Source organism: Clostridium sp. MB05 (assembly GCF_046581255.1).
Lineage (GTDB): Bacteria > Bacillota > Clostridia > Clostridiales > Clostridiaceae > Clostridium.
In genome coordinates this window covers 93,177-118,834 of record NZ_CP174370.1, presented here as the reverse complement: position 1 = coordinate 118,834, position 25,658 = coordinate 93,177, and the positions used below count along the sequence as shown (strand labels likewise).

The following is a 25,658-nucleotide window of genomic DNA, read 5'->3' as shown; positions in this document are numbered from 1 at the left end:
AGTACGCGTTAAGAAGTTAAAGAAAATGGAGTACATAAGTGTAAAAATAGTTTTATAAATTAAACCTTAATATTATTTTATTAAATTATAAAAAAACTATAGAAATATAAATTTAAACAAAGAATTTGAAACATATGTTTTGACAAAGTGACATAATTTGCAATATAATTGAGTTATACATAGATTTTTACTACCTGGAGGCAAATTATGTCTAATAAAGTTAAAAAACTAAATTTTATAAAAAATGTAGTTAAAATTAAAAAAAATAGTCAATTTATTGATTACAATTTAATAGAATATAATGAAGACCAACTTGATTTGGAATTTTCAGAATTAATGAAAGAGGGCTACAAAGAAATGTCTAAAATTAATTTGGAGCTTTCACAACTTCCTTTCGAGTGCGAAATTGCAGATATTAACGAATATGAGAACTGGCTTTGCGGAGTGTGATATTTCTAATGACGACTATGGTAGTAAAAAGAGGGGATATTTTTTATGCAGATTTAAGTCCTGTTATAGGTTCAGAACAAGGTGGGATTAGACCTGTTATAATAGTTCAAAATGATATTGGCAATAAATATAGTCCTACAGTTATAGTTGCAGCTATAACTTCACAAATAAATAAGGCTAAATTGCCAACGCATGTTGAAATTTCTTCAGAAGAATATGGATTGAATAGGGACTCAGTTGTTCTATTAGAACAAGTAAGAACTTTGGATAAAAAAAGATTAAAAGAAAAAATAGGGCATATGACAGATGCTGATATGAAGAAAGTTAATAAAGCCTTATTAATTAGTTTAAATCTTGCATAAAATTTTGAGAAAAAGAGTATATTAAATACTTAAGAAACCCGATTAGGGTTTCTTTTATTTATATAAAACATAGCAAAAGTGATATACTATTTTTAAATAGAGTATCACTTAAGTGTAAAAAATATATATTTTATTAAAAAATAGAAGTAATAGTATATACAAAATAAAAATGTTATGCTAAAATAATTTTAGCGAATATAGGAAAATATATATTGACAGGTAAATTTAAATCTTAGGAGGATAAAAAATGATAAAAAATATTGAAGAATTAAAATCAGTAGCTAAAACTGTTCGTGGGGATATAGTTTCAATGCTAACAGAATCAGCATCAGGACATCCAGGTGGTTCATTATCAGCGGCAGATATATTAACTACACTATTTTTTGGAGAAATGAATATAGACCCAGAAAATCCTAAGGACGAAAATAGAGATAGATTTGTATTATCTAAAGGACATGCAGCCCCTGTTTTATATAGTGTATTAGCAAGAAAAGGATATTTTCCTGTTGAAGAACTTAAAACTTTAAGAAAAATTGGATCAAGATTACAAGGGCATCCAAGTATGAAATGCTTACCTGGAATAGATATGTCAACTGGGTCTTTAGGCCAAGGAATTTCTGCATCTGTAGGAATGGCTTTAGCAGGGAAAATTGATAAGAAGGACTATAGAGTTTATACACTTTTAGGCGATGGAGAGCTTGAGGAAGGCCAAGTTTGGGAAGCAGCTATGTCAGCAGCTCACTATAAACTTGATAACTTAACTGCATTTGTAGACTTTAATGGATTGCAAATAGATGGAGATATAACAAAAGTTATGAATCCATCACCAATAGATAAAAAGTTTGAAGCCTTTGGATGGAATGTATTAGTAATAGATGGTCATAACATAGAAGAAATAATAAATGCTATAGATAAAGCTAAAAATTGCAAAGGAAAACCTACTGCTGTTATATGTAACACTATAAAAGGAAAAGGTGTTTCCTTTATGGAAAATCAAGCAGCATGGCATGGAACAGCACCAAGTAAAGAACAATGTGAGCAAGCACTAGCAGAAATTGGAGGTAATAACTAATGAGTAAGAAGATTGCAACAAGAGAAGCTTATGGAAAAGCATTAGCATCATTAGCTAATGTTAATGAGAATATATTAGTTTTAGATGCGGATCTTTCTAAATCTACAAAAACTGCAGATTTTAAAGCTGTTTGTGAAGAAAGATTCTTTAATATGGGGATAGCTGAAGGAAATATGATGGGAGTTGCAGCAGGCTTATCTACTTGTGGAAAAATACCATTTGTTAGTACCTTTGCAATGTTTGCAGCTGGAAGAGCTTTTGAACAAATTAGAAACTCTATTTGTTATCCCAAATTAAATGTTAAAGTATGTGCAACTCATGCTGGTTTAACAGTAGGAGAAGATGGTGCATCTCATCAAGCTATAGAAGATTTAGCTTTAATGAGAAGTATACCTAATATGACAGTAATATGCCCAGCAGACGCAGTAGAGACAGAAGCTGCTATAAAAGCTATTGCAGAGTATGATGGACCTTGCTATGTTAGGCTTGGAAGAGCTGCTGTAAATGTTATAAATGATGAAAAAACTTATGAATTTAAAATAGGAAAAGGCGTGACATTATCAGAAGGAAATGACGTAACAATAGTTGCAACAGGAGTAATGGTAGATGTTGCATTAGAAGCAAAAGAACAATTAAAGAAAGATGGAATTAATGCAAGAGTAATAAATATTCACACATTAAAGCCAATTGACAAAGAGTTGTTAATTAAAGCTGCAAAAGAAACAGGAGCTATAGTTACTGTTGAAGAACATAATATAATAGGTGGACTTGGTTCAGCAGTTGCAGAAGTTTTAACTGAAGAAGCTCCAGCGCCTGTATTAAAGGTTGGAGTAAATGATGTATTTGGGGAAAGTGGATTGCCAAATCAATTATTAGAAGCATATGGTTTAACAGCTAGTAATGTTATAGAAAAAGTTAAAAAGGCAATTTCTCTGAAAAAATAAAAAAGTTTACTATAATAATTTAAATAAATTACTAAAAAAATAGCTATATTTACCACTAAAGCTGTAGAAAATTTCTACAGCTTTTTATTTTTAAATTTTAAATTACAATTTGCTAAAATAGTAATATAATAGTAACAGTGGTTTATTTAATTATTAAATGAAAATACTATAATATTAGGGTTAAAGCTACGGATAGAAAAGAATAAAATGAGGAAAAATAATAGAAGTTTTCTAAGAAAGGGGCATATAATAATGAAGGAAAAAATAAAGGAATATGTTTTAATACTTACAGGTGTGTTTCTAGTTGCTATATCATTAGAATATTTTTTTATTCCTAATAATATAGCGGCAGGGGGATTAACTGGATTAGCTATAGTAATAAATCATTATATACCAGCCATATCTACTGGACCATTAGTGTTTATTATGGATTTAATCCTGTTTGTAATCGGATTTATTTTCCTTGGGAAAAACTTTGGGGTCAAAACTATAGTATCTAGTTTTAGCTTGGCAGGAATGATGACAATAATAGAAAAATTTTTAAATCCTCAAGCAATAACAAATGATTTAATGTTAGCAGCAATATTTGGAACTCTTATAACCTCAATAGGGATGGCAATAGTGTTTAATGCAAATGCATCAACGGGTGGTACGGACACCATAGCAAAGATATTGAATAAATTTTTCCATATTGATATAGGTAAGTCATTATTATCAGTAGATTTTATAGTAACCTTATTAGGGGCAATTACTTTTGGCATAAACATAGGATTATATGGATTACTTTCAGTAATAATTAATGGAATTGCTATTGATAAGGTAATAGAAGGTTTCCATGTTTGTAAAGAAGTAACTATTATAAGTTCTAAAAATGATGAAATAGGTAGATTTATAATGGACGATTTAGAGCGAGGATGCACATATTTAAAAGGAGTAGGTGGATTTACCAATACTGATATTTATGTAATATATGCAGTATTGGGAAGAAGTGAATTTATAAAATTAAAGCAGTATATAAGTAAAATAGATCCTAAGGCTTTTATAACAGTTGGAGAAGTTCATGAAGTTATGGGAGAAGGATTTAAGAATATACAATAATTTTAGGGATGGGACTATTTATTAGAAGGAGAATAAAAAAACGTATGAATAAGTTAAAAGAATATATTTTATCAACTTTAGGAGTAGCATTAGTAGCAACAGGACTAGAATACTTCTTCTTTCCAAATAACATAGCAGCAGGTGGGGTATCTGGGTTGGCATTAGCGATAAATAAAATTATAAATATAAATCCAAGTATATTAGTATTTATATTTAACATTATATTATTTATCCTTGCATTTTTTTTGATAGGTAGTTCATTTGGGGCAAAAAGCATTTATTCAACCATTATGCTATCATTTTTTATGTGGATATATGAAGCATTTTTACATCCTAAAGCTATTACTGAAAATTTAATACTAGCATGTATATTTGGTTCAGCGGTATTAGCTATGGGAACAGCAATAGTTTTTTATCAAGATGCATCTACTGGAGGAACTGCAATAGTAGCAAAAATTTTAAATAAGTATCTTCATATACCAATCGGGCAGGGACTATTAATGGCAGATTGTACAGTTACATTATTAGCAATTTATTCATTTGGTGTTGAAAAGGGATTATTTGGACTTCTAAGTGCTATATTAATAGGAAATTTAGTTGATAGGTTTATAGCTGGAATTAATCCAGTTAAACAAGTATTTATAATTACAAATAAAGAAAAACTAATAGTGGATTTTATAAATAATGAGATTGATAGAGGATGTACTATTTTGTCGGGGAAAGGTGGCTATACAAAAGAAAATACAACTGTGATATATACAGTTTTAAGTTCTAAACAATTTATAACTTTAAAACAATTTATAAAGCATAGAAATCCAGAGGCTTTTTTAACAGTTAGTGAATCAACAGAGGCTTTAGGTAAAGGGTTCGCAGATTATTAAGAAATTAAGAGAATTCTGAAGAAAATAAAAAAAATATAGATTTTATTAGAAGTAAAAGTATAAAAAAAGTTTTTCCTTAGAGGATGTTATGCTATAATAACGCTATAGGTTTAGCAACTTTTAAAAAAATAGGCTGATGCGAGGTGTTTTGAAATGATAGAATTTAAGAATGTATCTAAGCTATATGATAACAATGTTAAGGCTTTAGCGGATGTAAATATAAATATAGAATCAGGTGAATTTGTATTTTTAGTTGGACCTTCAGGAGCAGGTAAATCAACTTTTATTAAGATGTTAATTAAGGAAACAGAACCGACAGTTGGAGAAATAGTAGTGTCAGGAAAGAAGCTTTCAACAATAACAAGAAGGCAAATACCTTACTATAGAAGAAAAATAGGAATGGTTTTCCAAGACTTTAGACTTATACCAACATTAAATGTATATGAAAATGTTGCGTTTGCTATGAGAGTTGTAGAAACATCAGCAAAGGATATAAGAAAAAGAGTACCAATGGTATTATCTTTAGTTGGTCTTTCCCATAAGTACAAAATGTTCCCAAATGAATTGTCTGGTGGAGAGCAACAAAGAGTGGCACTTGCAAGGGCTATAGTTAATAATCCTTCAGTTTTAATATGTGATGAGCCAACAGGGAATTTAGACCCAGAAACAGCTAAAGAAATAATGGATTTATTAGAAGATATAAATAGAGCAGGAACGACTATATTAATGGCTACTCATGCTAAAGAAATAGTTGATAATATGAAAAAGAGAGTTATTGCCATAGAAAAAGGATGTGTATCAAGAGATACTAAGAGGGGGATGTACGAAGATGAAGTTTAATACACTAAAGTACTTTTTTATAGATGCCTTAAAAAGTCTTAGAAGAAATAGAACATTAAGTATAGCAGCCATGATTACGGTACTAATAACATTCTTTATATTTGGTACATTTACTTTATTAGGGCTGAATTTTAATAAAGCAATAGAAGATGTAGCATCAAAGGTTGAAATAAAAGTTTACTTAAAAGAGGATGTAAAGTTATTAGATCAAAGAGAAATAGAAATGAAGCTTAATGAGCAAGATGGCGTTAAAGAAGTAATATATGAGTCAAGAGAAGAAGCTTTTTTAAATTTTAAAGAAAGTTTAAAAGATAATCCAGGATTATTACAAGGATATGATTTACAAAACAATCCACTTCCTAGCTCATTTATAGTAAAATTAAAAGATCCAGCTTATGCAAATGCTATTGGAAGCTCAGTAAAGGATATGACTGGTGTAGAAGATATTTCTAATCAACAAGAAATGATAAATGCAATAAGTTCATTTGTTGATGGAGTTAGAATAGCAGGGTTAGTATTGTTTGTGGTATTTGTAGGAGTATCTATATTCTTAATTACCAACACAACAAAAATAACAGTGTATTCAAGAAGAAAAGAAGTTGGAATAATGAAATTTGTAGGTGCTACTGATTGGTTTATAAGGTGGCCATTTATAATTGAGGGTATGATAATTGGTATAGTAGGATCATTATTTGCAAGTTTATCATTATTTGCATTATATAAGTGGGCTTATGGATACATAGTGTCTAATATGTTCTTAGTTACATTAGTCACTCCTGGATTTGTTCTTGGAACCTTGACATGGATATTCATATTAGGAGGAACAATTGTTGGAGCAGTAGGAAGTTCTGTAGCATTAAGAAAATTCTTAGATGTATAAAATATAGAATAACAAGATAAAATAATTAATATGTTTAAGTGGAGTATATACTCCACTTAAAACATATTTAAGGTAATCTAAGAGTATAGATAATGTATATACGACAGAATGAGTTTTTATGAAAGGAAGTATTAGGAATATGGAGGAGAATAACAGCAAAAATAAAAAAGTAAATAATAGCTCTAAAAAATCAATAATTATAGTGGCGATAGTTATAGCTTTTATATTTTCAAATATAATGTTTTTCTATATAGGAAATGTATTTGCATTTAGTGGATTAACATTAAAAAATGTAAGTGAAGATGTTGCTAAGGATTTAGGAGATATAAAAGACGTTAAGAAATATAACTTATTATTTCAAGTAAGGGAAGCATTATTAGCAAAGTATGATGGGCAAATAGATGATGATGCTTTGTTGGAGGCTGCTATAAAGGGAATGACTCAGTCGTTAAAGGATCCATATACTGTTTTTATGAATGCAAATGAATATAAATCATTTGTAGAGCAAAGTGAAGGCCATTTTGTTGGAATAGGAGCACAACTAGGTATTAAAGATGATAAGGTTACTATCGTAGCACCAATAGAAGGCTCTCCAGCTGAAAAAGCGGGATTAAAAAGTGGAGATGTCATATTAAAAGTAGATGGCACAGATATAGTTGAGCCTAATGTTGAAAAAACAATATCTATGATAAAGGGTGAGCAAGGAAAGCCTGTAACATTAACAGTTGCAAGAGCAAACTCACAAGACCTTGATATAACAATAGTTAGAGATGTTATTAAAGTAGTTTCAGTAAGAGGCGAAATTATAGATGGAAACGTAGGCTATATACAAATAGCATCTTTTGATGAAGATGTTGCAAAGAATTTTAAGGAAAAAATAATTGAATTAAAAAATCAAGGCATGAAAGGCATGATTTTAGACTTAAGAGGAAATCCAGGAGGTTTCTTAGGAGAAGCAGTTAATGTTGCTTCACAATTTATACCAAAAGGAAAGGTAGTAACATATACCGTAGACAAATATGAAAACAAACAAGAGTCAAAATCTGTAGGAGGAGAAGCTGAGGGCATGCCATTAGTAATATTAATAGATGGAGGAAGTGCATCAGCATCAGAAGTAGTTACAGGAGCCTTAAGAGATTATAAAGCTGGAACAATAGTAGGTACAACAAGCTTCGGTAAAGGTGTTGTACAACAACTTATAGAATTCAAGGATGGAAGTGGTGGATTAAAAGTAACAACTTCAAAATATTATACACCAAATGGAGAAAATATACACAAAATAGGAATAAAGCCAGATATAGAGGTAACTATTCCAGAAGAAATGTTATCAAAAGAGTATAATAGGAGTATAGATCCACAATTTAATAAAGGGCTAGAGGTTATAAAAGATAAGTTAAAATAGGAGGCTCAGAGATGGAGTTGATACTATATACATTAAGAACTGTAGCATATGCAATAATTGAGCCAATGCACATATTTATGCTAGTAGTTTTAGGAATAATGTTTTATTTAAAAAACAAAAGAATAACAATAATGCAAAAAATGACTATAGGGGAGAGTATAAATTCTCCTCTAGAGCTTACACTTTCTCAAATTTCATTAGGAATAATAGGCGGTGCAGCAATAAGCTTAATTCTAAGTGGCTTAGGAATTGTATTCAATGAAAATTCTGGAATAGAAATAATGTTTATGATATCAGTTCTATTACTTTTTGTTAAAAAGAGATTCATATGTTTTTCATATTCAGGAGCTGTTTTAGGAGCAATAAGTATATTATCAAGTGTATTGGCCAATATAACAAATACTAAATCATATATAAATATAAATATATTAGCACTTATGACTTTTGTTGGACTTATGCACGTAGTAGAAGGATTTTTAGTAATCTTTGATGGAGGAAGAGGAGCAATACCTGTTTTTTCAAATAAAGATAATAAAATAGTAGGTGGCTTTGCCTATAATAGGTATTGGGCATTGCCAGTTGCTATATTCATAGCTTTTTCTGGAGATTTATCTAGTTTTGCTACAACAGCAATTGAAACACCAACTTGGTGGCCACTAATAAATCGAACAGAAACATTATTAATATTAAGTACAGCTATTATATCAGCAATCCCATTATATGGTGTTATAAGTTATAATTCTGTATCATTTACAAAGGATAAAAATAAGAAACCAGTTTATTCAGGGATTGGAATATTAATTTATGGTATATCTTTAACAATTATATCTCAGTTAGCTCAATTTGGAATAATTGGACAAATTGTAGTTATAGTATTTGCACCATTAGCGCATGAAATTATGATAAGAATTCAGAAGAAGTTAGAAGATTCTGGTGAATATATATATGTTACTGATGATAGTGGAGTATCTATATTAGAAGTGGCTCCTACTTCTCCAGCTTATGAAGCAGGTATAAGAAGAGGAGATAAAATAATAGAAATTAATAATGAAAAAGCTATGTCAGAAGTAGATATTTTTAAGATAGTTAAGGATAGCCTTCATGAAATTTCAATTAAGATAAAAAAGATTTCGGGAGAAATAGTAGATTTAAAAATCATTCCAAAAAATAAAAGACTAGGAATATTACTTGTACCTAAAATGGTAAATATAGATGATACATTAAATATAGATAATGATGATTTTAAAAAGGTATTAGAAGAAATGAAAAGGAAGCATTAAGCTTTCTTTTTGTTTTATAATAAAAAGATTATTATTCATTGAATAAGAAAGTTATAAAAGATAGAATATAAATATTAACAAATAATTTTATGGGGGTGAGTAAATGCCTGAATTTAAGATTCAATCAAAATTTAAACCTACTGGAGATCAACCACAAGCTATAGATAGTTTAGTAAATTCTATAAATAAAGGGGATAGAGGGCAAACTTTATTAGGAGTAACTGGCTCAGGTAAAACATATACCATGGCAAATATAATAGAAAGAGTTCAAAAACCAACAATTATTTTAGCTCATAATAAAACTCTTGCAGCTCAATTATGTTCTGAGTTTAAGGAGTTTTTCCCAAATAATATTGTTGAATACTTTGTTTCATACTATGATTATTATCAACCAGAAGCATATGTGCCACAAACAGATACATTTATAGAAAAAGATGCATCAATAAATGATGAAATAGATAAGCTTAGACACTCAGCTACATCAGCTTTATTAGAAAGACGAGATGTAATAATAGTTGCGTCAGTTTCCTGTATTTATGGACTTGGTAATCCTGATGAATATAAGAAGCTAACAATTTCTCTAAGAACAGGAATGGAAAAAGAAAGAGATGAAATAATAAGAAAGCTTATAGAAATACAATATGAAAGAAATGATATAGATTTTTCAAGAGGAAGCTTTAGAGTTAGAGGTGATTCTTTAGACATAATCCCAGCATCTTCATCTAATAAAGGAATTAGAGTAGAATTTTTTGGTGATGAAATAGAGAGAATCAGAGAATTTGATGTTTTAACAGGAAATATATTAGGAGAAAGAAATCATGTATCAATATCTCCAGCATCTCACTTTGCTACTTCACCTGAAGTTTTAGAAAGAGCTATAAAAACCATTGAAGATGAATTAGAAGACAGATTAAGAGAGCTTAATAGTCAAGAAAAGCTATTAGAAGCACAAAGGTTAAGACAAAGAACTAATTATGATATAGAAATGATTAGAGAAATGGGCTATTGTAGTGGAATAGAAAATTACTCAAGAATATTAGATAGAAGAGGGCCAGGAACCCCACCACAAACGCTACTAGATTATTTTCCAGATGACTTTTTAATGTTCATAGATGAAAGCCATGTTACTTTACCACAATGTAGGGCCATGTATGCAGGAGATAGATCTAGAAAAGATACCTTAGTAGAATTTGGATTTAGATTACCTTGTGCATATGATAATAGGCCATTAAAATTTGCTGAGTTTGAAAATAAGATAAATCAAGTAGTTTTTGTAAGTGCAACACCAGCACAATATGAAATAGATCATTCAACTAATATAGCTGAGCAAGTAATAAGGCCAACAGGTTTATTAGATCCAGTTATAGAAATAAGACCGGTAGAAGGTCAAATAGATGATTTATATGCAGAAATAAAGAAAACTACTGAAAAAGGATTTAGAACACTTATTACAACACTTACAAAGAGAATGGCAGAAGACTTAACTAAGTACTTAAAAGACTTAGGGATAAAAACTACTTATATGCATTCTGATATAGAAACTATAGAAAGAATGAAAATAATAAGAGATTTAAGACTTGGAGAATTTGATGTATTAGTTGGAATTAATCTTTTGAGAGAGGGACTAGATATTCCAGAAGTTGCATTAGTTGCAATATTAGATGCTGACAAGGAGGGTTTCTTACGTTCAGAAACATCACTAGTACAAACAATAGGTAGAGCAGCTAGAAACTCTGAAAGTAAAGTAATAATGTATGCTGATAATATAACTAAGTCTATGGATAAAGCAATAAAAGAAACAGAAAGAAGAAGAGAAATTCAAATTAAGTATAATGAAGAAAACGGAATTATTCCACAAACAATTATTAAGGGAGTAAGAGATGTAATAGAAGCAACAAAGGTAGCAGAAGATTCTGCGAGTTATGAAGTAGAAGAAGTAAAAGCGGTTTCTGAAAAAGATAAGAAAAAGTTAATTAAGAAATACACAGAAGAAATGATGGATGCAGCTAAAAATTTACAATTTGAAAGAGCAGCAGAACTACGCGATATAATAAATAAATTAAAGAAGTAAATTAAATTTAGTTATAAAAGTATGGTGTATGATGTACTAATTCATATACCATACTTTATTAATTAAGGTATTTTAATTGTTCATTTTATAAATATATGGAATAATAATAATATAAAAAGGGTTTTAGGAGGAATTCATGTCAAAGGGATTAAAGAAAAAATATATTGTTTTTATAATTATAAGTATAGTTATTTTGCTAGCATCGTTAATATCCGTACTAGTAAAATTAGGACTAGAATCATATAGTAAATTTAATGACTATAATTATGAAGCTAAAATAGAGAAGAACATAAGTATAGAAGATGATATCAATATAGAGGAAGATAACAATATAAATAAGAATTTGGATAGTGAAGAGTTTAAATCTAATATATATGCTTTTGATAAAGATGGTTTATATGGATTTAAAAATTCATATGGAGATATTGTTATAGAACCTAAATATAGTGGTGCATATGATTCATCAGAAGGGCTAGCTGTTATATATGAAAATGGAAGATATGGATACGTAGATTTAAAGGGAAATTTAGTAGTAAAGAATAAATATTATTATGCAGCGCCTTTTAATAATGGACTTGCAGTAGTGGACTTTGAGGATGGTAAATCAGGAGTAATTGATAAAGAGGGAAATGAATTATTTAGAACAGATAAATATAGAATATTTAGAACAATAAATAACTATGTTGAGGTTGGAAATAATGATGAAAAAATAGGAATGGGCTACTTAGATAAGAGCGGAAAAGAAGTAGGACAAATAAAATATAATGTTTTAGGAAGTTTTGTAGATGGACTAGCTTTGGTTAAGTATGATGAGAAATATGGGTATATAAATGAAAAGGGAGAGGAAGTTATTCCGTTAATTTACGAATATGCAAAGGATTTTAGAAATGGATATGCTATTGTGAAGGATGGCGCAAGGTCAAAACTTATAGATACAAAAGGAAATGAAGTAAATAACCCAATAAGTTTCGAAAATTCGTATGATGGATTTATAGATGGAATAATAGTAGGAGAAGACGTAGATACTTCTGAAAATGTCGTATTAGATAAGAACTTTAATGAGATATATAGATTACCTATGGATTATATTTTTACGGGAACTACAAAATCAGGTGTATCTGTATTTTATAATCATTATAACGGGTTAAGCTTTATGGATTCAAAGGGAAATGAAAAGTTTAAGATTGATAATGTTAATATAAGGGTATATGACTCTAAAGATATAAAGGACTTTTTTATAATAGAAAATTATGACAGAAAAACTAAAGTTGGAGTTATAAATTTAGATGGAGAAGAAGTAATACCATTTAAATATTCTGATATTGAAGTAATAGATCAATTTTTTATTTGTACTAAAGAAGGATTTTTTAGAGACGATGTAGACATATATTACAGAGATTTAAAATTAACAAATAGTAAAATAAAAGCAGATTATATTGATAAGGCTGGGGAAGGAGTATTAAGTATAAGTAAAGGGGATGATATATATTTTCTAAATAAATACGGGCAAAAGTTTTAACTTACTTGAGGTGAAAAAATGATAAGTTTATTAGAAAACTGTAGCTTATGTCCAAGGAATTGTGGCGTTAATAGGTTAAGTGAAAAAAGAGGATTTTGTGGAGCAGGAGATAAAATTAGGGTTGCAAGGGCTGCTTTACATTATTGGGAAGAACCCTGCATATCAGGGAATATAGGTTCTGGAACTATATTTTTCTCTTACTGTACTTTAAAATGTGTATTTTGCCAAAATCATAATATTAGTCAGTGTAGCTTTGGAAAAGAGATATCTATTGATAGGTTAGGAGAAATATTTATAGAATTGCAGGAAAAAGGAGCTCTTAATATAAATTTAGTTACTCCAACACATTATGTTCCTCAAATAATTGAAGCTATAAGAGTAGCAAGAAATAAAGGCTTAAATATACCAATAATATATAATAGCAGTGGGTATGAAAAAGTAGAGACTATAAAGCTACTAAAGGGTTATATAGATGTATATCTTCCAGATATGAAATATTTTGATAGTAAATATTCAGTTAAATATTCTAAGGCTAAAGATTACTTTTCATATGCAAAAGAAGCTATTGATGAGATGATTAATCAAGTAGGCGACGTGAAGTTTGATGAAAATGGAATAATAAAAAAGGGTGTAATAATAAGACACTTAATGTTACCAGGATTATTATTTGATTCTAAAAAAATAGTAGATTATATTCATAAAACCTATGGAAACAAGGTATATATAAGCCTTATGAATCAATATACTCCGTTAGAGCATGTTAAAGAATATCCTGAAATAAACAAGCCATTAAATCAAAAACATTATGAAGCGCTTATTGATTATTCATTAGATATCGGAGTAGAGAAGGGATTTATTCAGGAAGAAGGAACAGCAAAAGAAAGTTTTATTCCACTTTTTAATTTTGAGGGAGTATAGTGAATATACTATAGGAATATAGATTTATAAAGGATGAATTTTTATTCATCCTCTAATTTTTCATACATATTTTAATACTATATTAAAATATAAGTTATTCCAGTACTTAAATAGATTTTACTAAATTTAATTGTTAGTAAAAATATAAAAAAAGAAAATTAAGTTTATTATTCAGTAATTACTTCTATTAAATAATTTATTATGTAATTGACAATAATTATAATAAAACTTAGAATATAATAAAGAACGTTTGTTCGGGATTAAATTTCAAGAAAACTGAAAAACTAATGTTATAAAATAAGAAGGGGCATTTTAATATGAAAGATAAAATTATTATAAGAGGTGCAAAGGTACATAATTTAAAAAATGTATCTCTAGAAATTCCTAGAGAGAAGTTAGTAGTTTTTACAGGGTTATCAGGATCAGGAAAATCATCATTAGCATTCGATACTTTATATGCAGAAGGTCAAAGAAGATACGTTGAATCACTTTCATCCTATGCAAGGCAATTTTTAGGACAAATGGATAAGCCAGATGTAGAGTATATAGAAGGCTTATCTCCAGCAATATCTATAGATCAAAAAACAACAAGTAAAAATCCACGTTCAACTGTTGGAACTGTAACAGAAATATATGATTATTTAAGGTTATTATATGCAAGAGTAGGAAAACCATATTGTCCAAAGTGCAAAATTCCAATTGAGCAACAATCTGTTGATCAAATTGTGGATAGTGTTATGGCTCTTGGGGATAAAACTAAACTTCAAGTTTTAGCTCCTGTAATAAGGGGTAAAAAGGGAACTCATGAAAAAATATTAGACAATATAAAAAGAAGTGGATTTATAAGAGCTAGAGTTGATGGATCAATTTATGAACTAGCAGAGGAAGAAGTTAGTTTAGATAAAAATATAAAGCATAATATTGAAGCAGTTGTAGATAGAATAGTTATAAAAGAAGGCATAGAAGGAAGATTATCAGATTCTATTGAAACAGCACTTAAATTAGCAGAGGGATTAGTAGTTATAAACATTATTGATGGAGAAGACATATTATTTAGTGAAAAGTTTGCATGTTCAGAATGTGGTATGAGTATAGATGAATTAGCACCAAGATTATTTTCATTCAACTCTCCATTTGGGAAGTGCGATTGCTGTGATGGATTAGGTACCTTAATCGAATTAGATGAAGATTTAATTATACCAAATAAAGACTTAAGCATACTAGAAGGTGCCATTGCTACTTGGGGAGAAGGTAGGCTAAAAGAAGACTCATGGACATATGCTATATTAAAGGCTTTAAGTGAAGAGTATGATATAGATTTAGGTAGGCCTGTTAAGGAGCTAAGCAAAAGGGAATTAGATTTAATTCTTTATGGAACTGATGGTAAGAAGATGAAGGTGATTTACACTAGAGAAGGAGTTAAATCACAATATTCATATGCATATGATGGTGAAATAAACTCTTTAAAAAGAAGATATAGAGAAACTAATTCTGATGTTATAAAAAGTGAAATAGAGCAATATATGAGTAACAATCATTGCCCTAAATGTAAGGGAGCAAGATTAAAGAAAGAAGCTTTAGCTGTTAGAGTTGGAGAAAAGAATATACACGAATTTACAAAACTTTCAATAAAAGAGGAGCTTGAATATATAGATTCATTAATTTTCTCAGAAAAGGATAAAATAATAAGTGACCAAATAGTAAAAGAAATAAAAAGTAGGCTTAAATTTTTAATAGATGTAGGTTTAGATTATTTAAGTTTAGCAAGAAACTCTGGAACTTTATCTGGTGGAGAATCACAAAGAATAAGGCTTGCAACTCAAATAGGATCAGCTCTTATGGGAGTTTTATATATCCTAGATGAACCAAGCATAGGACTGCATCAAAGAGATAATGATAGATTAATAAATACACTTAAAAATTTAAGAGATGTAGGAAATACAGTAATAGTAGTTGAGCATGATGAAGATACTATTAAGGAAGCAGATTTTGTAGTTGATATAGGGCCAAGAGCAGGAGAACATGGTGGAGAAATAGTAGCAGCAGGAACTTTAGATGATATTAAAGAGTGTAAAGGTTCTATAACAGGGCAATACTTAACAGGAGAAAAGAAAATTGATATTCCTACAGAAAGAAGAAAGGGAAATGGTAACTTTATATCTGTTAAGGGAGCTAAAGAAAACAATCTAAAGAATGTTAATATAAAGGTTCCATTAGGAACTTTAACTATGGTAACAGGAGTGTCAGGCTCAGGGAAAAGTACTTTAGTTAATGAAATATTATATAAAGGTCTTAATAGATTAGTAAATAGAAGTAAAAATCCAGTCGGGGCACATAAAGAAATAACAGGTTATGAAAATATAGATAAAATAATAGATATAGATCAAAGTCCTATTGGAAGAACTCCAAGATCAAATCCAGCAACTTATACTGGCGTGTTTGATATAATAAGAGAACTGTTTTCTACAACTCCAGAATCTAAGATGAGAGGATATAAACCAGGAAGATTTAGCTTTAATGTAAAAGGTGGTAGATGTGAAGCTTGTTCAGGAGATGGAATAATAAAAATAGAAATGCAATTCTTATCTGATGTATATGTTCCTTGTGAAGTATGTAAAGGAAAAAGATATAATAGAGAAACTTTAGAGGTAAAATATAAAGGGAAATCTATTGATGATATACTAAGTATGACAGTAGAAGAAGCCTTAAAGTTCTTTGAAAACATTCCTAGAATAAAAAATAAATTAGAAACTTTAAATGATGTTGGACTTGGTTATATAAGGCTTGGCCAACCTTCTACTCAATTATCAGGTGGGGAAGCACAAAGAATAAAACTAGCATTTGAACTTTCAAAGAGAAGTACAGGAAAAACACTTTATATATTAGACGAGCCGACAACTGGACTTCATATTGATGATGTAAATAGACTTGTTGAAATACTTCAAAGACTAGTGGAGTCAGGAAATACAGTAGTGGTTATAGAACATAATTTAGATATGGTTAAATGTGCGGATCATATAATAGACTTAGGGCCAGAAGGCGGAGATAAAGGCGGTACAATAGTGTCAGTTGGGACTCCAGAAGAAATAAGTAAGGTAAATAACTCATATACAGGTAAATATCTTAAAAAGATGTTAAGATAAGTCAAGTATACTTGTTATTTTTAACTAGAAGTTTTAATATATAATGGTAATAGAATACTAATTTTGAGGTGAAAAGATGGGTTTTTCAAAGCTAATGACATTAGTTTTTGGTGTGGCATTTATGATAATACTATATTTTATTATTTATTATGCACTAAAAATAATGTACAAGGATGTAAAAGGTGGAGGAAGAAGAAAGCAACCTTCTGCTAAAAAGAATTATGGTATAGAAGTGCTGAGTGTGGGTGAAAATTCAAGCTTAGAAGAAGGATCTATTTTATTGTTAAGAGGAATTATAACAATAGGTAGAAAAGAAGGAAATACAATAAAATTAACAGATCAATATGCTTCAGGAAACCATGCTAAGATTGTAGTTAAGAATAATGAGATAATTATAGAGGATTTAGATAGCACTAATGGGGTGTTTATAAATGATGAAAAAGTAGAAGGATATGCTAAGATAATGGCAAATGATAAAATAAGAATAGGTAGTGCTATATTTAAGGTTATAAGAGCAGATAAAAATTAGAGGTGAGATTATGAATAGTGCATTAAAGTTAGAAAAAAGAGTTCTTAAATTGATTTATCTTCTATGCTTACTTCTATTTACTAATCTAGCTCTATTGAAGAAACCTTTTGATACAAAAGCATTAATTATAGGAATTATTTTATGCTTAATAATAGGATTTTCTCATTATTTAATAAGGAGATTTTATCCTGATGGCGATAAATTTATGCTTATATTTTCAAGTATATTAGCTGTAGTTGGAATAGCAGTGCTCTATAGGATAGATCCTAGTTTTGCAATAAAACAATTAGTGTGGGCTGTACTTGGAATAATAGCATATATAGTTATAGTTGTAGCATTACCGGATTTAAAGAGTTTTGCTAAGTACAAAAAGATATATATGATTATTACATTAATACTTATGCCAATGGCATTGGTGTATGGTCTTATATTTAAGGTAGAAACATATGGGGCTATGAACTGGGTTTTTATAGGACCCTTTGGTTTCCAACCATCTGAGTTTGGAAAAATAGCATTAGTTTTATACTTATCAGCTTCGCTTATGAACTATGAAAGTAAAAACGTAATTAAGGAAGATTTTAAACAATTAATAGAACCAGCATTAATAGTTATGTTTTCTTTGGTTTGTATGGTGCTACAAACTGACTTAGGATCAACCTTAATATTCTTTGGTATATCTGTAACTATGCTATATATTGCAACTTCAAAGAAAAAATATGTTTTTACTTGCTTAGGACTTTCAGCTATAGGAGCAGTAGGGGCTTATGGTGTCTTTGGACACGTACAAAGAAGAGTTAAAATATGGCTTGATCCTTGGAAATATGCACACGATGAAAGTTATCAAATAGTCCAAGGGCTTTATGCTATAGCTTCAGGTGGTTTATTTGGAGTAGGATTAGGAAATGGGTATCCTGACTTAATATTTGCAAAAGAAAGTGATTTCATTTTTGCAGTTATTTGCGAAGAGCTTGGAATAATATTTGCAGTCGGATTAATGATAATATATTTCTTATTATTTTATAGAGGAATAAGAATAGCATTTGTAACTAATGATAAGTTCAGTCAACTTGCAGCTGTTGGATTTAGTACAATGATAGCTTGTCAAACATTAGTTATTATAGGTGGAATATTTACTGTTATACCGCTTACAGGTATAACACTACCTCTTATAAGTTATGGTGGAAGCTCAATGATAACAATGTTTTTTGCGTTGGGAATATTACAAAAAATATCAGAAGAGTATTAATTTTTATAGCTATAATTGTATTAATAGGTTTTACAGATTAAGGAGGATTTTATGAATGATTTAGCAAAAAGTGTACGAAACGTTATGGTTATATTCCTTTTTTGCTTTATAGCGTTGATATCATATATAGCCTACTTTCAAGTTTTTAAGGGTCCTGATATAGCAAATGATACAGGAAATAAAAGACTTTGGGCAAAAAGAAATGAAGTGTTAAGAGGAACTATATATGATAAAGATGGAAATCCGTTAACTAAAAGTGTTAGATTAGATAAGTTTAATCAAAGTAGAGAATATTTATATGGAGATTTATATGTTCACTCACTAGGATATATAGATGAAAGATTTGGATTAACTGGATTAGAAGAGGAATTTGATAGCGAATTATCAAAATATAATAGTTTTTCAAATGGTATTAGAAGCTTACTTAAAGATTTTGATTTAAAAAAAGCTTTTGAAAGTAGAAACGAAGAAAAAGTAGGAAATGGTATAGTCACCACTTTAGACTATAAGTTGCAGAAGATTGCATATGAAGCTATGGGAGATTTAAAGGGAGCTGTAGTTGCATTAAATCCTAAAACAGGAGAAATATTAGCTATGGTTTCAAAACCAACATATGATCCAACTAATCTTGAAAAAGCTATAGAAGAAGCTAATACTGGTGTTGATGTAGATAGTAAATTATTAAATAGAACTATAAATGGATTGTATCCTCCAGGATCTGTATTTAAAACAGTAACATTATCAGCAGCTTTAGAAAATGATCCAAGTATAGTTAATAGAACATTTAATGATACAGGTAAAATAACTTTTCCGGATGGAACAGAACTTAATAACTATATGAAGCAAGCTCATGGAAATCTAGATTTACAAATGGCATATAGAGTTTCAAGTAATGTTGTATTTGGAACACTTGCAATGGAAATGGGAAATCCTAAGTTAAAAGAAGTTTCAGAGAGGTTTGGATTTAACTCTAGAGTTCCAGGAATAGGAATTTCCATATCAGAAAGTAGATTTCCAGCATTAAAGGATTACGAAGTGGGAAATATAGCTCAAAGTGGAATAGGGCAAGCAAGTGTATTATCAACTCCAATGCAAATGGCTATAGTTGCTGCGACTGTAGCAAATGATGGGGTTCTTATGGAGCCTAAATTAGTGAATAAAATAGTAGATAAAGATGGGAACACAGTAAAGGAAATACCTAATAAAACATTAAAAACTGATGTTATTTCAAAGGATATAGCAGAAACAGTAAAAAAATATATGGGTTATTTAGTATCAAATAATACTCATAGATGGCCAGCCTTTGAAGGAACAAATGCTGGTGGAAAAACAGGAACAGCAGATTATATAGAGGATGGAGTTGAAGGAATACCTCATGGATGGTTTATATCAGCAGCACCTTTAGATAATCCACAAATTGCAGTAGCTGTAATAGTAGAAAAGGGTGAAAATGGTGCAGGTTCAGCTGCTTATATAGCATCTCAGGTTGTGAGAGCAGCTGTTCTTGGAGAATAGCGTTTAAGAGGTTGATTTTACTTATCAACCTCTTTTTCTACAAAATTTTATCTTTTAATTTAAGCTTTCTCACTCTTTAAATTTTTTGTCATATATTAAGATAGAGACTTAATTTTAAGCTTTATTTATATAAAGTTAAAAAACTTTAAAGACTAAAAGGAGAATACAAGCTATGTTTAGGGTTAAGCAATTAGAAGTTGAGGGATGCTACTTAATAACACCAACTGTTTTTATGGGAAGTACTTGTGATTTAATTAAAGTTTTTAATGATACTCAATTTAATATATATGGGTTAAGCACAGAATTTAAAGAGGAATATTATGCAATAGCAAAGCCAGGGGTAGTAAGAGGAATGCATTTTCAATTACCACCAGAAGATCATGATAAGCTTATAACTTGTATAATAGGAGAAATACAAGATGTAGTAATAGATTTAAGAAAAGATTCTAAAACCTTTGGAAAGTATACAGTAGTGGATTTAGATGAATACAATAAAAATCTAATATATATTTCTAAGGGATGCGCACATGGATACTATATAAAAGGAAAGAGAGATGCTTTAGTTTATTATAAGGTTACAAAACCATTTATAAGAGAATTAAGGGGTGGAGTGCATTGGAATTCATTAAATATTCCATGGGATTTTAAAGATGAGGTTGAAGTCGAAAGTGAAGATAAACTTTGGCCAAAGTTTGAGGAATTTGATTCACCATTTTAGAAATTTAAGGATATAGCTAATTTAAAAGTTATATCCTTAAATTTCTATATAAATAAGTTTTGTTTACTTCTATATATAATGATAAAATTTATATTGAGAAGTATCATAATTGGAGGGAGGAACTCTGATGTTTGATTTTGAATATCATTTAAAAAATTTACCAGATAAACCTGGTGTTTATATAATGAAAAACTCACTTGGAGAAATAATTTATGTGGGGAAAGCAAAAGTTTTAAAAAACAGAGTAAAAAGTTATTTTCAAAATTCTAAGAATCATTCAGAAAAAGTTAAAGTAATGGTTAAAAACATATCTGAGTTTGAGTACATAGTAACAGATTCTGAAATGGAAGCTTTGATTTTAGAGTGTAATCTTATTAAAAAACATAGTCCAAGATATAATATAGCATTAAAGGATGATAAATTTTATCCATTTATAAAAATAACAGCAAATGATGACTACCCTAGAGTATTTGTAACTAGAAAATATGCAAAGGATGGTAGCAAATATTTTGGACCATATACAAATGGAACAGCAGTCTATGAAACTATAACTTTGATAAATAAAATATTTCCTATAAGAACCTGTAAGTTAATAATAAATGAAAGTGGAGAAAAAGTTAGACCATGTTTAAATTACCATATTAAAAAATGTGTTGCGCCATGTGCTGGATATGTAACAAAAGAAAAATATGGTGAAATGATTGATGATATTATGGATATACTTAATGGTAAAGATAAAACAATACTAAATTCACTTAAAAAAGATATGGAAGACGCTTCAATGAATCTTGAGTTTGAAAAAGCGGCAAAATTTAGAGATAAGATACTTGCAATAGAGGCTATAGTGGAAAAACAAAAGATATTTAAAACTATGGAAGGCGATGAAGATTTTATAAATATATTTCAAGATGAGAAGGATAGCTGTATTCAAGTATTTTTTGCTAGAGATGGCAAGGTGACTGGGCGTGAACATTTTATGTTTGAAAATACAGTAGATGATAAAATAGGAGAAGTATTACAAGCTTTTATAACATCTTTTTATGCAGGAGCCGCTAAAATTCCTAAAACAATATATATTCCAGAAATAGAAGACTTAGAACTTATGGAAGAGTTTTTAACCATTAAAAGAGGATCAAAGGTTTGGATAAAGATACCCCAAAAAGGTCAAAAGAAAGATATGATTGAAATGGTAAGAAATAATGCTAAAATAACTTTAGAGCAATTTAAGGATAAGTTCCTTAAAGAGAAGGAGATCAATAGAATATCCCTACAGGAGTTACAGTGTTTACTAGATTTAGATGAAGTACCATTTAGAATAGAAGCCTATGATATCTCTAATATACAAGGTGTTGACTCAGTTGGAACAATGGTTGTCTTTGAAGAAGGAAGATCAAAAAACAGCGATTATAGAAGATTTAGAATAAAATCTGTAAAAGGTGCCAATGATTATGATAGTATGAGAGAAATACTAGAAAGAAGGTTTGCCCATGGTCTTGAAGAAATAAAAAAAATTCAAGAGAGAAATCTAAACTTTTCAAGTGGTAAATTTTCTAGTTTCCCAGATCTTATTATGATGGATGGGGGTAAGGGACAGGTAAATGTAGCCTTAGAAGTATTAAAAAAGTTAAATATAAATATTCCTGTTTGTGGATTAGTAAAGGATGATAAGCATCAAACTAGAGGAATTATATATAACAATAAAGAAGTTATAATAAATAGAAGTTCTAACCTAATGCAAATGATAAGAAGGATACAAGATGAAGTTCATAGGTTTGCAATTACATATCATAGAACTTTGAGAGATAAGAGAACATTACATTCTATATTAGAAGATATTCCTAACATAGGAGAAAAGAGAAGAAGAAATCTTTTAATGAAATTTGGTAGTGTTGAAAATATTAAAAATGCAACCATAAATGAATTACTAGAAACACCTAGCATAGATAAAAAAGCTGCTCAAAGCATAATAGACTACTTTAATACAAAAGAAAAGAAGTAACAAAAGGGTTACGACTTTGGTATAATATATAAATATGCCTTTGGTGGGTTGTTTCTTGAAGTTTTTTAATTTATACTATGTAAGGATATTACTACGTATTTATAAGGAGTTAGGTATGAATCAGTATAAAGTGTTTAAAGAATTATTTGAAGAATTTTATAAAAGTGAAAATGTTATTATTGATGCGGAAATGAAAAATTATGTTCACTTTAGAGTAGGTGGACCAGCAGATATTCTTTTAATTCCGGAATCTAAAGATCAGGTTATTAAGACAATAGAAAATTGTAGAGAAAAAAACATACCTTTCTACGTAGTTGGAAATGGATCTAACTTGTTAGTAAAAGACGGTGGATTAAAAGGCGTTGTTATTAAGTTAAATGAAGTCAAGAACATAAAGATAGTAGGAGATATAGTTGAGGCTGAATGTGGAGCTATGCTCAAAGATGTATCTAATACAGCTTTAAAAAGTTCACTAACTGGATTTGAGTTTGCATGTGGTATTCCAGGAACTGTAGGTGGAGCTGTATTTATGAATGCAGGTGCTTATAATGGAGAAATAGCGCATGTTATAGAGAGTGCAGAAGTTATAGATGATAAAGGTAATATAATTACTTTATCAAAAGATGATTTAGAATTAGGATATAGATCTTCTATAGTTATGAAGAAAAATTATATTGTTTTATCAGCTAGATTTAAATTACAAAATGGTGATGAAGATCAAATAAAAAATGCAGTTAATGACCTAACTAATAAAAGAGAATCAAAACAACCATTAGAATACCCATCTGCAGGCAGTACATTTAAAAGACCAGAAGGTTATTTTGCAGGTAAGCTTATACAAGATGCAGGATTAAAAGGATATAGTATAGGTGGTGCAGCAGTTTCAGAAAAACATTCAGGTTTTGTTATAAATAAAAATGGAGCTACTGCTAAAGATATATTAGATTTAATATCATATATTCAAGATGAGGTAAAAAGGCAATTTAACGTAGAATTACATCCAGAAGTTAGAATAATAGGTGAAGATAAAAGATAAATATTTTATTTTAAAAGACTTAAGAATTTTCTTAGGTCTTTTTTTAAAACTTTTTATAAAAAACTAACAAATTGTTGACAAGTAATAAGAGGTATAATATACTGTATTTAAAGTTTAAATAAATTATATTGTATTGTGATTAGTGTGGAGGTATTTATGAGAAGGTTTTATGTTAAAGAAAGATTATTTGCTATAGGAGCTAAATTTGATGTGTTAGATGAGTATAATAACACAGCCTTTATTGCAGAAGCAGACAAGTTTGACATAGGAAAAAATATAAGTATTTATGATACAAATAATAGGAAAGTGTTATATATGAGACAACAGTTAAGGTTAGGAGCACATAAGTATATTGCTTATGATGAAAATATGAGAGAAATAGCAACAATTAAAAAAGAATTTATGGTTCCTGAATACAATATAACTGGATCAGTAGGGGTAATGGCTATGGAATCAAAAAGTATGTTAGGGAGACACTATATAATAAGAAAAGATGGTGTGGAAATAGGTAAAATAGATAAAGAGTTAACCTTTGGACGTGACAGATATTCTTTAGAGGTGTTAGATGAAAGCTATACTAATTTTTTTGTAGGACTATTAGTAATGATAGATATGGTAAGATTTCATAGTGATAATTAGTATATAAATTATATGTAGATAAGTGTACTATATTTATATTATTAATAATATACTATATTTTATAAAATTTATTTAAGAGAGGTAAATAATAATGGCTCATGAAGTAGATTATGAAATTGTAGGAAATGAAATGCAATATGTAGAAATTGAATTAGATCCAAGAGAAACTGTAGTTGCAGAAGCTGGTGCAATGATGATGATGGATAATAGTATAACTATGGAAACTATTTTTGGAGATGGAAGTGAAAAATCTCAAGGTGGTTTTTTTGGAAAGCTTGGAGGAGCAGCTAAAAGAGTTATGACTGGTGAAAGCTTGTTTATGACTGCTTTTACTAATTCAGGTGTTTTAAAACAAAAAGTAGCATTTGCAGCTCCTTACCCAGGGAAAATAATGGCTATGGATTTAAGACAATTAGGTGGTAGGTTAATTTGTCAGAAAGATTCATTTTTATGCTGTGCAAAAGGAGTAAGTGTAGGGATAGAATTTACAAAGAAGCTTGGAACAGGATTTTTTGGCGGAGAAGGATTTATTCTTCAAAAATTAGAAGGGGACGGATTAGCATTTATACATGCTGGGGGTACTATTGTAAAGAAAACATTAATGCCTGGAGAAACCATAAAAATAGATACAGGATGTTTAGTTGCAATAACTCAAAATGTAAATTATGATATACAATTTGTAGGTGGATTTAAAAATGCTGTATTTGGAGGAGAAGGATTATTTTTTGCAACTTTAACAGGCCCAGGGGAAGTTTGGATTCAAAGTCTACCATTTAGTAAATTAGCTTCTAGAATTTATGCAGCTACACCACAGAATATGGGAAAGTCAGTTGATCAAGGTAGTGTTCTTGGAAGTTTAGGAAGTCTTTTTGAGAATTAATCACAAAATATTTATTAGATATGTCTAAGTGAATAAGAATTAGTGTAGGAACTGAAGAGCTGAATTTAGTAAGCTACTATATGATATTATAAAAGAAAGAGATATAAAATAAGTTAAAATGAGAGGAGTGACAGCTTTTCTCTTTTAACTTATTTTTTATTCTTCATCTAGGGTCTTTAAATAAAAATCTTATTTTATAGAAAAGATATTACTGCTTAGGTATAGTTATAATATTT

The 25,658-nt window shown here is 29.4% G+C and carries 22 protein-coding genes; all 22 read left to right on the top strand.

Translation table 11 applies throughout. The features are described 5' to 3' along the window. Positions 1-207 precede the first annotated feature (207 nt). On the top strand, positions 208-450 hold the full coding sequence (locus ACH36K_RS00585) for a hypothetical protein (RefSeq protein WP_322379162.1): 243 nt from the start codon (positions 208-210) through the stop codon (positions 448-450). 8 nt (positions 451-458) lie between these two features. Beyond that, positions 459-812, top strand: a complete 354-nt coding sequence (locus ACH36K_RS00580; protein ID WP_411169133.1) for a type II toxin-antitoxin system PemK/MazF family toxin — start codon at positions 459-461, stop codon at positions 810-812. Between the two features lie 247 nt (positions 813-1,059). After that, positions 1,060-1,884 carry a transketolase gene (locus tag ACH36K_RS00575; RefSeq protein WP_411169132.1) on the top strand — a complete coding sequence of 275 codons (825 nt, stop codon included), beginning with the start codon at positions 1,060-1,062 and terminating at the stop codon, positions 1,882-1,884. Further along, entirely contained in the window at positions 1,884-2,828 is a 945-nt protein-coding gene (locus ACH36K_RS00570) for a transketolase family protein (RefSeq protein WP_411169131.1), read from the top strand. Before ACH36K_RS00575 ends, ACH36K_RS00570 begins: the two co-directional genes overlap by 1 nt. 252 nt (positions 2,829-3,080) lie before the next feature. After that, a complete protein-coding gene (locus ACH36K_RS00565; protein WP_411169130.1) occupies positions 3,081-3,926 on the top strand; it encodes a YitT family protein in 846 nt (281 codons plus the stop codon). Positions 3,927-3,970: 44 nt separating this feature from the next. Beyond that, on the top strand, positions 3,971-4,807 hold the full coding sequence (locus ACH36K_RS00560) for a YitT family protein (protein WP_411169129.1): 837 nt from the start codon (positions 3,971-3,973) through the stop codon (positions 4,805-4,807). 153 nt (positions 4,808-4,960) lie between these two features. Further along, complete coding sequence (gene ftsE / locus ACH36K_RS00555) at positions 4,961-5,647, top strand: cell division ATP-binding protein FtsE (RefSeq protein WP_411169128.1); 687 nt, start codon at positions 4,961-4,963, stop codon at positions 5,645-5,647. Next, the gene (ftsX, locus tag ACH36K_RS00550) at positions 5,637-6,527 is read left to right on the top strand and encodes a permease-like cell division protein FtsX (RefSeq protein ID WP_411169127.1); all 891 of its coding nucleotides are present in this window, start codon (positions 5,637-5,639) and stop codon (positions 6,525-6,527) included. Before ftsE ends, ftsX begins: the two co-directional genes overlap by 11 nt. Positions 6,528-6,666: 139 nt before the next feature. Beyond that, complete coding sequence (locus ACH36K_RS00545; RefSeq protein WP_411169126.1) at positions 6,667-7,929, top strand: S41 family peptidase; 1,263 nt, start codon at positions 6,667-6,669, stop codon at positions 7,927-7,929. Positions 7,930-7,940: 11 nt separating this feature from the next. Further along, a complete protein-coding gene (locus ACH36K_RS00540) occupies positions 7,941-9,209 on the top strand; it encodes a PDZ domain-containing protein (RefSeq protein WP_411169125.1) in 1,269 nt (422 codons plus the stop codon). A gap of 103 nt (positions 9,210-9,312) precedes the next feature. Continuing rightward, entirely contained in the window at positions 9,313-11,280 is a 1,968-nt protein-coding gene (gene uvrB / locus ACH36K_RS00535; RefSeq protein WP_411169124.1) for an excinuclease ABC subunit UvrB, read from the top strand. A gap of 136 nt (positions 11,281-11,416) precedes the next feature. After that, a complete protein-coding gene (locus ACH36K_RS00530; RefSeq protein ID WP_411169123.1) occupies positions 11,417-12,799 on the top strand; it encodes a WG repeat-containing protein in 1,383 nt (460 codons plus the stop codon). 18 nt (positions 12,800-12,817) lie between these two features. After that, the gene (locus tag ACH36K_RS00525) at positions 12,818-13,717 is read left to right on the top strand and encodes a radical SAM protein (RefSeq protein ID WP_411169122.1); all 900 of its coding nucleotides are present in this window, start codon (positions 12,818-12,820) and stop codon (positions 13,715-13,717) included. A gap of 317 nt (positions 13,718-14,034) precedes the next feature. Then, positions 14,035-16,860: an excinuclease ABC subunit UvrA gene (uvrA, locus tag ACH36K_RS00520; protein ID WP_411169121.1), complete on the top strand. Its 2,826-nt coding sequence runs from the start codon at positions 14,035-14,037 to the stop codon at positions 16,858-16,860. A gap of 76 nt (positions 16,861-16,936) precedes the next feature. Beyond that, positions 16,937-17,389 carry an FHA domain-containing protein gene (locus tag ACH36K_RS00515; RefSeq protein ID WP_411169120.1) on the top strand — a complete coding sequence of 151 codons (453 nt, stop codon included), beginning with the start codon at positions 16,937-16,939 and terminating at the stop codon, positions 17,387-17,389. Between the two features lie 10 nt (positions 17,390-17,399). Next, complete coding sequence (locus tag ACH36K_RS00510; protein WP_411169119.1) at positions 17,400-18,635, top strand: FtsW/RodA/SpoVE family cell cycle protein; 1,236 nt, start codon at positions 17,400-17,402, stop codon at positions 18,633-18,635. Between the two features lie 51 nt (positions 18,636-18,686). Beyond that, complete coding sequence (locus tag ACH36K_RS00505; protein WP_411169118.1) at positions 18,687-20,150, top strand: peptidoglycan D,D-transpeptidase FtsI family protein; 1,464 nt, start codon at positions 18,687-18,689, stop codon at positions 20,148-20,150. Positions 20,151-20,322: 172 nt separating this feature from the next. Beyond that, positions 20,323-20,868, top strand: a complete 546-nt coding sequence (locus tag ACH36K_RS00500; protein WP_411169117.1) for a dTDP-4-dehydrorhamnose 3,5-epimerase family protein — start codon at positions 20,323-20,325, stop codon at positions 20,866-20,868. Between the two features lie 127 nt (positions 20,869-20,995). Further along, on the top strand, positions 20,996-22,867 hold the full coding sequence (uvrC, locus tag ACH36K_RS00495; protein WP_411169116.1) for an excinuclease ABC subunit UvrC: 1,872 nt from the start codon (positions 20,996-20,998) through the stop codon (positions 22,865-22,867). 115 nt (positions 22,868-22,982) lie between these two features. After that, positions 22,983-23,903 carry a UDP-N-acetylmuramate dehydrogenase gene (gene murB / locus ACH36K_RS00490; RefSeq protein ID WP_411169115.1) on the top strand — a complete coding sequence of 307 codons (921 nt, stop codon included), beginning with the start codon at positions 22,983-22,985 and terminating at the stop codon, positions 23,901-23,903. A gap of 156 nt (positions 23,904-24,059) precedes the next feature. After that, positions 24,060-24,542, top strand: coding sequence for a hypothetical protein (locus ACH36K_RS00485; RefSeq protein WP_322412585.1), 483 nt, complete (start codon positions 24,060-24,062; stop codon positions 24,540-24,542). Positions 24,543-24,633: 91 nt separating this feature from the next. Continuing rightward, complete coding sequence (locus ACH36K_RS00480; protein WP_411169114.1) at positions 24,634-25,422, top strand: TIGR00266 family protein; 789 nt, start codon at positions 24,634-24,636, stop codon at positions 25,420-25,422. Positions 25,423-25,658 lie beyond the last annotated feature (236 nt).